Raw genomic sequence first — 1,771 nt, 5'->3', positions numbered from 1 at the left:
CAGTTCGCATATAAGAGAAGACCTCAATATGCGCCATGTCCTTAGGGGACGTGTGCGTGTATTGGGGTCTTTTTGCGTTTTGCGAGCAAAACACCCGGAGGTGCAGGAATTATGTTGAATTGGTTGTCTGCAAAACTTATGACAACATCAGTAGGAGATTTCTTACTGGCAAAAAGTAGTTTTACAAGTGGTATTGGAAAAGGTAGTGGTGCGAATGCCCAAACCGTTCAAAATAGCATGAATACCATTGTAAAAACATTGATTGGTTTTGGTGGTATTTGGGTAGTTGCTTGTGTTGTATTCGCAAGTATTAAACTATCAGGTGCACAAGGGAAAAACCCAGAAAACCGTACACAAGCTATGCTTGGTTTGGCTTGTGCGGCAATTGGAGGCTTTATCATGATCAAAGCATACGACATCGCTTCTTGGGTTACAACAATCTAACATAAGAGTTTGTAGAAGCTCTCCTCCATTTGGGGAGAGCTTCTCTTATACAAGGGAGGAAACAATATGAGAAAAGTAACTGTTCCTGTTGACATGACTTCGGAACAAAAAACGTTGTTAGGTGTATTAAGTAAACGCCAATTGATTTATCTATTAGGTGGCGGGGCGGCTCTTTATTTATATGTACCATTTTTATGGCGGCTATTTGCACCTATTGATGCGGTAGTAGCGTTTTTTATTTGCTTAATTTTAGCAATACCAATGGTAGTAGGTGTAATAGCGTTTGCTTTTATTTATAAAGAAAAACAACACATGTATCTAGATAGATTTTTACTTATCAAAATGCGTAGCCGTTCCGAAAAAGGGAAGTGGAGAAAAGGGTACGAGCCAATTACATGGGCAAAGGAGAATTTGTAGATGTTGGAAATGATATATTTCGCGGCGATAGCCATTGTAGGATTTTTCTTTTATCGGAAAATGAACGGGAAAGCACTGTTTGGGTTTAAGAAAAAGGGGAACAAGCAGGGCGGGGTAGAGAAACACACTGCTGAAAAAGGCGTAAAGAAAAACAAAAAGAATGCCCCTGCTGAATCGACAATTGATGAGGACAACGTAGATTTCTTTAGCACGTTTGTAGAGGACATTAAGGAAATTGATAATCATATGATTCGGTATCATGATGACACATTTATCTTAATTGCGGAAGCACATCCAGTTAACTATTACTTACTTTCAAATATGGAACAAGAGGCAATCGATATCAAGATTGAATCGTGGTTAACAACATTAGAGTTTAATACAAAAGTATATATACAAAGTAAATTTGTAGATTTAACGGATCCTGTACGAAAAATGACAGAAACAATGAAGGATGCAAAAGACCTTACACCGGAGACAGTCCTATATGGACAAGAAGTTATCGATAATCTGGAGTACTGGCAACGTTCGCAACCTCGATATGAACAAAAACGTTATTTAATTTATCCATACAAGGTTGATATTAGTACAATTACGGCTGATACAGAGGACGAGTTGGAAGAAAAGATTGTAGATAAGGCGTTTAACGAATTATATCGTCGCTATAATGCCTCTAGAAATCTACTATCGAAGGCAAAAATCAACGTAGAGATGTTAACGAAAGATAAATTAATTGAATTACTTTACGTAGCGTTTAACCGTCGTAAAGCCGTAAAAGCACGTTTCCAGGACTTAATTGAAAACGAGAATTTCTCTCTGTATTCAACAGGTGAAACAAATGAGAGAAAACTAGAGTTAATAAAGAAAGTTCTAGCAGAAGAAAAAGCTGAAAAATCAAATAATGGGGTGG

General features: G+C 37.5%; 2 protein-coding genes and 1 pseudogene. All 3 read left to right on the top strand.

The features are described from left to right. Window positions 1-28: 28 nt before the first annotated feature. Window positions 29-444 (top strand): annotated as a pseudogene (locus MR155_RS31010) (hypothetical protein). A 66-nt stretch (window positions 445-510) separates the two neighbouring features. After that, window positions 511-861, top strand: a complete 351-nt coding sequence (locus MR155_RS31005) for a PrgI family protein (protein ID WP_242312096.1) — start codon at window positions 511-513, stop codon at window positions 859-861. Further along, window positions 862-1,771, top strand: a 910-nt coding sequence (locus MR155_RS31000) for a hypothetical protein (protein ID WP_242312095.1), incomplete at its 3' end; no start/stop codon positions are given.

Origin of the sequence: Bacillus cereus group sp. BfR-BA-01331, from assembly GCF_022663915.1 — a bacterium.
In the GTDB taxonomy this organism is placed as follows: domain Bacteria; phylum Bacillota; class Bacilli; order Bacillales; family Bacillaceae_G; genus Bacillus_A; species Bacillus_A mycoides.
The sequence above is the reverse complement of the archived record's forward strand: the minus strand, read 5'-3'. Positions and strand labels throughout refer to the sequence as shown.

Coding starts and splice junctions, on each gene's coding strand:
- MR155_RS31005 (WP_242312096.1), top strand. CDS start 511: ATGAGAAAAGTAACTGTTCCTGTTGACATGACTTCGGAACAAAAAACG.